This is a genomic window from Janthinobacterium sp. DSP2-3-3 (assembly GCF_049897325.1).
Classification (GTDB): Bacteria; Pseudomonadota; Gammaproteobacteria; order Burkholderiales; family Burkholderiaceae_D; genus Janthinobacterium.
In genome coordinates, this window is sequence record NZ_JAFCWA010000016.1 from 116,295 (window position 1) to 124,320 (window position 8,026).

8 protein-coding genes are annotated in these 8,026 nt (G+C 62.2%); 7 read left to right on the forward strand and 1 reads right to left on the reverse strand.

Annotation, left to right across the window (positions count from 1 at the left end):
* Position 1: 1 nt before the first annotated feature.
* The 6 genes from ACP7DE_RS25250 (at position 2) to ACP7DE_RS25275 (ending at position 5,196) form a co-directional block, all read left to right on the forward strand.
* Positions 2-796 (forward strand): thiazole synthase, encoded by a 795-nt coding sequence (locus ACP7DE_RS25250; protein WP_426074668.1) that lies wholly within the window; start codon positions 2-4, stop codon positions 794-796.
* Positions 796-1,572, forward strand: coding sequence for a bifunctional hydroxymethylpyrimidine kinase/phosphomethylpyrimidine kinase (gene thiD, locus ACP7DE_RS25255; protein WP_426074669.1), 777 nt, complete (start codon positions 796-798; stop codon positions 1,570-1,572). Before ACP7DE_RS25250 ends, thiD begins: the two co-directional genes overlap by 1 nt.
* A gap of 10 nt (positions 1,573-1,582) precedes the next feature.
* Positions 1,583-2,218, forward strand: a complete 636-nt coding sequence (thiE, locus tag ACP7DE_RS25260; RefSeq protein WP_426074670.1) for a thiamine phosphate synthase — start codon at positions 1,583-1,585, stop codon at positions 2,216-2,218.
* A gap of 79 nt (positions 2,219-2,297) precedes the next feature.
* Entirely contained in the window at positions 2,298-2,930 is a 633-nt protein-coding gene (locus tag ACP7DE_RS25265; RefSeq protein WP_071079471.1) for an ANTAR domain-containing response regulator, read from the forward strand.
* A 124-nt stretch (positions 2,931-3,054) separates the two neighbouring features.
* Positions 3,055-4,161, forward strand: coding sequence for an S-(hydroxymethyl)glutathione dehydrogenase/class III alcohol dehydrogenase (locus tag ACP7DE_RS25270; RefSeq protein WP_426074671.1), 1,107 nt, complete (start codon positions 3,055-3,057; stop codon positions 4,159-4,161).
* A gap of 189 nt (positions 4,162-4,350) precedes the next feature.
* Positions 4,351-5,196 (forward strand): hypothetical protein, encoded by an 846-nt coding sequence (locus ACP7DE_RS25275; protein ID WP_426074672.1) that lies wholly within the window; start codon positions 4,351-4,353, stop codon positions 5,194-5,196.
* Here ACP7DE_RS25275 and ACP7DE_RS25280 read toward each other — a convergent pair.
* A complete protein-coding gene (locus ACP7DE_RS25280) occupies positions 5,193-5,471 on the reverse strand; it encodes a hypothetical protein (protein WP_426074673.1) in 279 nt (92 codons plus the stop codon). The genes ACP7DE_RS25275 and ACP7DE_RS25280 overlap by 4 nt on opposite strands.
* Before the next feature lie 109 nt (positions 5,472-5,580).
* On the opposite strand from ACP7DE_RS25280, the gene ACP7DE_RS25285 reads away from it, so the two are divergent.
* Positions 5,581-7,890 carry a UvrD-helicase domain-containing protein gene (locus tag ACP7DE_RS25285; protein WP_426074674.1) on the forward strand — a complete coding sequence of 770 codons (2,310 nt, stop codon included), beginning with the start codon at positions 5,581-5,583 and terminating at the stop codon, positions 7,888-7,890.
* Positions 7,891-8,026: the final 136 nt, after the last annotated feature.

The following is an 8,026-nucleotide window of genomic DNA, read 5'->3' on the forward strand; positions in this document are numbered from 1 at the left end:
AATGACAAGTAATAACAACGACGACCTGCTGACCATCGCAGGCAAGCAATATCAATCACGCCTGCTGGTCGGTAGCGGCAAGTACAAGGACTTGCCGCAGACGCGCGAAGCGACGGACGCGGCGGAAGCGCAAATCATCACGGTGGCGATACGCCGCGTGAATATCGGCCAAGACCCGAACGCGCCCAGCCTGCTCGATTTCGTGCCGCCCGACCGGTACACGATATTGCCGAACACGGCCGGCTGCTACAACGCGAAAGATGCCGTCTACACCTTGCAACTGGCGCGCGAGCTGCTGGGTGGGCGCAATCTGGTGAAACTGGAAGTGCTGGGCGATGAAAAGACCCTGTTTCCGCACATGCCGGAAACCCTGATCGCAGCCGAAGCGCTGGTCAAGGATGGCTTTGACGTGATGGTCTACTGCAGCGACGACCCCATCCAGGCAAAGATTCTGGAAGACATCGGCTGCGTGGCCGTCATGCCGCTGGCGTCCCTGATCGGCTCGGGCATGGGCATCTTGAATCCGTGGAACTTGTCGCTGATCATAGACCAGGCCAAAGTGCCCGTGCTCGTCGATGCTGGCGTGGGCACGGCGTCGGATGCGGCCATCGCCATGGAGCTCGGTTGCGACGGTGTGCTGATGAATACGGCCATTGCCGGCGCGCGCGACCCCGTGCGCATGGCGCATGCGATGAAGCTGGCCGTGCGGGCCGGGCGCGAGGCGTTTCTGGCGGGACGCATGCCGAGAAAGTTCGCCGCTTCGCCGTCGTCGCCGATGGCGGGCCACCTGGCGTGATGGGACAACAGCGTCTGCCGTATCGTCCGGTTGTGCTGGTGTTTGCCGGTCTCGACCCGTCAGGCGGCGCCGGTCTGGCCGCCGACATTATGGCCATTGCGGCGCAGGGCGCGCATGCGCTGCCGGTGATCACGGCGCTGACGGTGCAGGACAACGATCGCGTGTTTGCTGTCGAACCGGTGGCGCCGGAATTGCTGCGCCGCCAGGCGCAGGCGTTGATCGACAAGATGGTGATCAGCGCCGTGAAAATCGGCATCCCTGGCAGCGCCGCGAATGCGGCCGTCATTGCGCAACTGATCGCGCAATTGCGGCTGGCACGGCCGGACTTGCCCGTGGTGCTCGATCCCGTGCTGGCCAGCGGCCATGGCGACGTGCTCAGCCGGGACGATGCCGTGCTGGCGCTGGCGCCCTTGTTGCGCGTGTCGACCGTGATCGTGCCGAACGGGCCGGAAGCGCTGGCCCTCGGTGGCGAAGAAAACTTGCGCGCGCAAGGCTGCAAGAACGTGCTGGTGACGGGAGGGCACGGCGACGGTGAGGCGATTATCAACCGCTGGTTCGATGCCAACGGCGGGGAGCGTGAGTGGCGCTGGCAGCGCCTGCCCGGCGCCTTCCACGGCAGCGGCTGCACCCTGGCCTCCGCCATTGCGGCGCGCCTGGCGCTGGGCCAGGCATTGCCCGAAGCGCTAGACCTGGCGCAAGCCTATTGCCATGCGGCCTTGGCCGACGCGTATGCGATTGCGCCCGGTCAGCTGATACCACAACGATTCAATGACTAAGGAAAACAGCATGCGTGGACTGTATCTGGTCACCCCGAACTGGGATGACACCGACCGCTTGCTCGACGTGAGCGAGCAAGCTTTGCAGGAAGGCGTGGCCCTGCTGCAATACCGTCACAAGAGCGCCGAAGCTGAGCTGCGGCGCGAGCAGGCGGGCGCCTTGCTGGCCCTGGCCCGCAAGTATGGCGTGCCCTTCATCATCAATGATTATCTTGAGCTGTGCGAAGAGCTTGACGCCGATGGCGTGCATGTGGGCGGTACGGACGCATCCGTGGCGCAGGTGCGCGCGCGCCTGGGGGCAGGCAAGATCGTCGGCGCCTCGTGCTATGGCGATATGGCCTTGGCACGGACGGCCGAGGCTGGCGGCGCCAGCTACGTGGCCTTCGGCGGCTTTTATCCTTCGCTGGTGAAAAAGTACCCGGTGACGACGTCCGCCGATATCGTGCTGCAAGTTAAACGCGAGATCAACTTGCCGTGCGTGGTGATCGGCGGCATGACGCCGGAGAACGCGGCGCCGCTGGTCGCGCGCGGTGCCGACATGGTGGCGGCCATCAGCAGCGTATTTGGCAAGGTATTGAGCAAGGTCGACCAGGCGGACGATGTGAGTATTGCGGTGCAGCAATTTAATCAATTGTTTGCAGCGTGAGCATGGGAATGGGGGGCTGATTTGGACGAATAATCGGCATATAATAAGAACATCATTCATTACCGAGGTCCCTTTAGCCATGAGTCAGCCAGCCGCCGCGAAACGCCTTATCCTGATCGTTGACGATGACCAGCTCCTGTTGGAATTCCTCGGCGAAGTCCTGCGCCATGCCGGCTACGAGACGGCCCTGGCCAATTCGGCCGAAGTGGCGCTGCAAATGGTCGCCCAGCGCGAGCCGGACTTGGCCTTGCTTGACATCCACATGCCGGGCATGTCCGGCCTGGAATTGGCCAAGCGCCTGCACGGCGAGACGGGCGTGCCGTTCATGTTCCTGTCCGGCAGTGGCGATAGCGAATCGGGCAAGCAGGCGGCCGCTTACGGCGCCGTCGGCTATGTGGTGAAACCCGTCGATGAAGGCCGTTTGATGCCCGCCTTCGAAGCGGGCCTGGCGCGCGCCGATGAAATCCGCCAGTTGCGCCGTACCGAGCTGAACCTGAATGCGGCCCTGGCCGCCGGCCGCGAAACCAGTCTGGCCGTGGGTTTGCTGATGGGTAAGTTCCAGACGGACCGCAACACGGCTTTCGAAGTGCTGCGCGACCATGCCCGTTCCAGCCGCCGCAAGATCAATGAAATCGCCAGCCAGCTGCTGCTGGCCGAGGAAACCCTGAACGGCCTGCATGGCGCATTCCTCAACCGCGCGAAAACCAAGTAAGCGTTGCACCGGCGCCGGCGTGGCATGTCGGCGCCTGCCTTGTTATGATGTGATGATACGGCGCGCTGGCGCGCCTGGTTCAACCATACGCAGGACACACCACAGGACACACCACAGGACACACATGAAAACCAAAGCAGCGATTGCATGGAAGGCGGGCGCCCCTTTGAGCGTCGAAGAAGTCGACCTGGCCGGCCCGCGCGAGGGTGAAGTACTGGTCGAGATCAAGGCCACCGGCATTTGCCACACCGATTACTACACCCTGTCGGGCGCCGATCCGGAAGGCATCTTCCCGGCTATCCTCGGTCATGAAGGCGCCGGCATCGTCGTCGACGTGGGCCCGGGCGTGAAGAGCCTGAAAAAGGATGACCACGTCATCCCCTTGTACACGCCGGAATGCCGCCAGTGCAAGTTCTGCCTGTCGCAGAAAACCAATCTGTGCCAGTCCATCCGCTCCACGCAAGGCCGTGGCCTGATGCCGGACGCGACCTCGCGCTTTTCCATCGACGGTCAACCCATCTTCCACTACATGGGCACGTCCACCTTCTCGAACTACATCGTCGTGCCGGAAATCGCCCTGGCCAAGATCCGCGAAGATGCGCCATTCGACAAGGTCTGCTACATCGGTTGCGGCGTGACGACGGGCGTGGGCGCCGTGCTGTTTACGGCCAAGGTGGAAGCCGGCGCCAACGTGGTGGTGTTCGGCCTGGGCGGCATCGGTCTGAACGTGATCCAGGCCGCGAAGATGGTCGGCGCCGATAAAATCATCGGCGTGGACATCAACCCGGCGCGCCAGGCCATCGCGCGCAAGTTCGGCATGACGCATTTCGTCAACGCCAACGAGGTGGAAAACGTGGTCGACACCATCGTGCAACTGACGGACGGCGGCGCCGATTATTCGTTTGAATGCATCGGCAACACCACCACCATGCGCCAGTCGCTCGAGTGCTGCCACAAGGGCTGGGGCCAGTCCATCATCATCGGCGTGGCGGCGGCCGGCCAGGAAATCTCCACCCGTCCATTCCAACTGGTGACGGGGCGCGTGTGGAAAGGTTCGGCTTTCGGCGGTGCACGCGGCCGCACGGACGTGCCGAAGATCGTCGACTGGTATATGGAAGGCAAGCTCAATATCGATGATTTGATCACGCACCGCCTGAAGCTCGATGATATCAACCAGGGTTTCGACTTGATGAAGAGCGGCGAATCGATCCGCTCCGTCGTGCTGTACTGATTTCAGATACGCCGTACCACGGCGTTTTTGCGGAGGCTGCGGCCTCCGTTTTTTTTCGTCCGTGGTTTGCCATTCATCGCGCAAGCCTGCCATCCAGACCTGCCTTTGTGCAGCCTGTCGCACCACGCTGGAGCCGTGATCCATCCACCGCTAAAGTCAACGCTCCACTACTTTTGCGACGAGGCAGCCATGTCCACTTCCTATCGTTTGATCCTCAGCTTGGCCGGTATCTTGCTTGGCGGCAGCGCGCTGGCCGTGCAGCCGCCGCAGCCGCCCGCGCCACCGGCCGCGCCCAGCGTGCAGGTCAGCCGTTCGCTCGACAAGGGCGAAAGCTATGCGCTGGTCGATGGCGCCAGCGATAGCGAGGGTGTCATCGTCGTCGACAGCGATATTCACTCGCAGCAGGTGGAAAAGCTCAAGCGCTCGATCAAGGGGCCATTCCTATGGTTCCGCGACCAGGGGCGGGCTTACGTGCTGCAGGATGCTGCCTTGCTGGGCAAGGTGCGTACGGCATGGCAGCCCTCGAAACAGATCGGCAAGGAGATGACTACGCTCGGCGATCAAATGGATGCGCATGGCAAGGCCATGGGTGAAATCGGTCGCAAGATGGGCGCCCGCAGCCAGGCGAACGGTAGCGCGCGCGAGTCGGAACAGCTGCGTGCGCTGGGCCGCCAGCAGCAGGAGCTGGGCCGCAAGCTCGGCGATGCCTCGCGCCGCCAGGCGCTGGCAACGAGCGACACGGCGCGCCGCGCGGCCGTGCGCGACGTGGAACGCTTGCAGCAGCAGATGGAAGATGCGCAGGAAGAGATGGAAGAGATCAACGACCGTATCGCCGACGTGCACGAGCGCGAGGCCGAGAAAGTGGAGCAGATGTCGCGCCAGATGGAGCAGCGCAGCAAGCCGATGGAAGCGCTGGGCAAGCAAATGGGCGACCTGGGCCGCCAGCAGGAAAAAGTCGTCAAGATCGCGGACAAGACCACGCGCCAGGTGATCGCCCAGGCGCTTAGCGAAGGCAAGGCAAAATTGGTGCGCTAGACTTGACGCCAAATGGCGGCCACGGCCCGGTATTGCGCCGGCAACTGCTGCCTGGCCTCGTCTTCGCTGGCATACACCTCATCCTGCACCGTGTCCCAGCGCGCATCGCAGCAGAAACGGTAGACGCGCGCCTCGTCGCCGTAGCGGCACACGGCCAGGCCGTGGATGGCGATGGGGCCGGCGCCACCATGCTCATCGGCGACGTGACCGAAGGGCAGGTCGGACCAGGCCCAGGCCAGTACGCGGGCGCCGTCGAGGTGAGTGGGTGGTGTCATGGGATACAGGCCGCTGTGTCGGGACGCCGATTGTAGCGCGCACATGGAAAACTGGCGCGACCGCTGGACAAATGCACAGTATTTTTAGCCATGCCGGTATAATCACGGCATGCAAAATCTTCTTCACAACCTCAATCCCGAACAATTGGCTGCCGTCACTTTGCCGGCCCAGCATGCGCTGATCCTGGCTGGCGCCGGTTCGGGCAAGACCCGCGTGCTGACCACCCGCATCGCGTGGCTGATCCAGACCCAGCAGGTATCGCCGCCCGGCATCCTGGCCGTGACCTTTACGAATAAAGCCGCCAAGGAAATGCTCACGCGCCTGTCGGCCATGCTGCCGATCAACACGCGCGGCATGTGGATCGGCACCTTCCACGGCCTGTGCAACCGCTTGCTACGCACGCACTACCGCGATGCGGCCTTGCCGCAGACCTTCCAGATCCTCGATTCGCAGGATCAGTTGTCGGTGATCAAGCGCTTGTTGAAGGCAAACAATATTGACGATGAAAAATTCCCGCCGAAGACGGTGATGTATTTCATCAACAACGCCAAGGACCAGGGCTTGCGCGCCACGGACGTGGAAGCGTACGACGCGCACGAGCGCAAGATGGTCGAGCTGTACCAGCTGTACGACGACCAGTGCCAGCGAGAAGGCGTGGTCGATTTTGCCGAATTGCTGCTGCGCACGTACGAATTGCTGAGCCGCAACCAGCCGCTGCGCGAGCACTATCAGGCGCGCTTCCGCCACATCCTGGTGGACGAGTTCCAGGATACGAATAATCTGCAATACAACTGGCTCAAGTTGCTGGCCGGCCACGGCAGCCGCGATGGTGGCGCCCTGTTTGCCGTCGGCGACGATGACCAGAGCATTTACGCCTTCCGCGGCGCCAACGTGGGCAATATGAGCGCCTTCGAGCACGAGTTTCAGGTCAAGAACTTGATCAAGCTGGAGCAGAACTACCGCTCGCACGGCCACATCCTCGACAGCGCTAACGTGTTGATTGCGAACAATAGCAAGCGCTTGGGCAAGAATCTTCGCACGGACGCGGGCCATGGCGAGCAGGTGCGCGTGTATGAAGCCAGTTCCGACTTGCAGGAAGCGCAGTGGATCATCGAAGAGGCGAAAAGCCTGATCGCCGATGGCGCCTCGCGCAGTGAGATCGCCATTTTGTACCGCTCGAACGCGCAGTCGCGCGTGATCGAACATGCGCTGTTCTCGGCGGCGATTCCGTACCATGTGTACGGCGGCCAGCGCTACTTCCAGCGCGCCGAGGTGAAGCACGCGATTGCTTATTTGCAATTGATGGACAATCCGCACAACGATTCGGCTTTCTTGCGCGTGGTCAATTTCCCCACGCGCGGTATCGGCATGCGCTCGATCGAGCAATTGCAGGCCGCGTCGGAACAGTATGGCATTTCGCTGTACGCATCCGTGCCCTATGTGGCGGGCAAGGCGGGCAGCGTGCTGGCCGGCTTCGTCAAGCTGATCGAAGGCGTGCGTTTCGAGACGCAGCAATTGTCGCTGCCGGAAATGGTCAGAGTGGTGCTGGAAGCGAGTACCTTGCTGCAGCATTATCAGAATGAAAAGGAAGGCGCCGACCGCATCGAGAATCTGGAACAGATGGTCAGCGCGGCCAGCCAGTTCGTTTCCGAAGAAGGTTTCGGCCAGGCGGCACCGGCCCACCTGGGGCCTGCCGCCCAGGCGCAGTCGGGCGCGCCCGTCGTCAACCAGGATGGCATCGAGATTCTGGATGCCGATGCGCCGTTGCCGGCCGTGATGTCGCCCCTGTCCGCCTTCCTGTCGCACGCGTCGCTGGAAGCGGGCGATAACCAGGCGCAGGCGGGCCAGGATGCGCTGCAGATGATGACCGTGCACTCGGCCAAGGGCCTGGAATTCGACAACGTGTTCATCACGGGCCTGGAAGAGGGCCTGTTCCCGCACGAAAGCAGCTCGAAGGAAGACAACGGCGTGGAAGAGGAACGCCGGCTGATGTACGTGGCGATCACGCGCGCGCGCAAGCGTCTGTACATGAGCTTTTCGCAGACGCGCATGCTGCATGGCCAAACGCGCTACAACATGAAGTCGCGCTTCTTCGATGAATTGCCGGAAGAAGCGTTGAAATGGCTGTCGCCAAAGGTACAGGCGAACTGGTTCGGCAACCGCAAGTCGGCCTGGGACGAGGCACCGCGCGTGGCCAGCCTGGGTTCGGATAATGCGATTGCGCAAAAGATCGCGCAAAAAGCCACGGGCGGCGGCTGGCGCATCGGTGAATCGGTGGCGCACGCCAAGTTCGGCGAAGGCGTGATCGTCAACATCGAAGGCGGCGGCGGCAATGCGCGCGCGCAAATCAACTTCGGCCAGCACGGCATGAAGGTGCTGGACCTGGGGATAGCCAAGCTGGAGCGATTGGGCCGCTAAGTTAGCCGAGCATCAATAAAAAAGGTTCTTCGCGTTTGGTGGGGGAAGATGGACTTGACGTTTTTGCTGGAAGGGGGTGGCAGCGAGGGTTTTGAATTGGTAAATTGATGTCGCCAAACAAAACAATTACCTTACC

What these genes read in the sequence shown, in the direction of transcription:
- ACP7DE_RS25250 (WP_426074668.1), top strand. Translation starts at nt 2, where the DNA reads ATGACAAGTAATAACAACGACGACCTGCTGACCATCGCAGGCAAGCAA.
- thiD (WP_426074669.1), top strand. Translation starts at nt 796, where the DNA reads ATGGGACAACAGCGTCTGCCGTATCGTCCGGTTGTGCTGGTGTTTGCC.
- thiE (WP_426074670.1), top strand. Translation starts at nt 1,583, where the DNA reads ATGCGTGGACTGTATCTGGTCACCCCGAACTGGGATGACACCGACCGC.
- ACP7DE_RS25265 (WP_071079471.1), top strand. Translation starts at nt 2,298, where the DNA reads ATGAGTCAGCCAGCCGCCGCGAAACGCCTTATCCTGATCGTTGACGAT.
- ACP7DE_RS25270 (WP_426074671.1), top strand. Translation starts at nt 3,055, where the DNA reads ATGAAAACCAAAGCAGCGATTGCATGGAAGGCGGGCGCCCCTTTGAGC.
- ACP7DE_RS25275 (WP_426074672.1), top strand. Translation starts at nt 4,351, where the DNA reads ATGTCCACTTCCTATCGTTTGATCCTCAGCTTGGCCGGTATCTTGCTT.
- ACP7DE_RS25280 (WP_426074673.1), bottom strand. Translation starts at nt 5,471, where the DNA reads ATGACACCACCCACTCACCTCGACGGCGCCCGCGTACTGGCCTGGGCC.
- ACP7DE_RS25285 (WP_426074674.1), top strand. Translation starts at nt 5,581, where the DNA reads ATGCAAAATCTTCTTCACAACCTCAATCCCGAACAATTGGCTGCCGTC.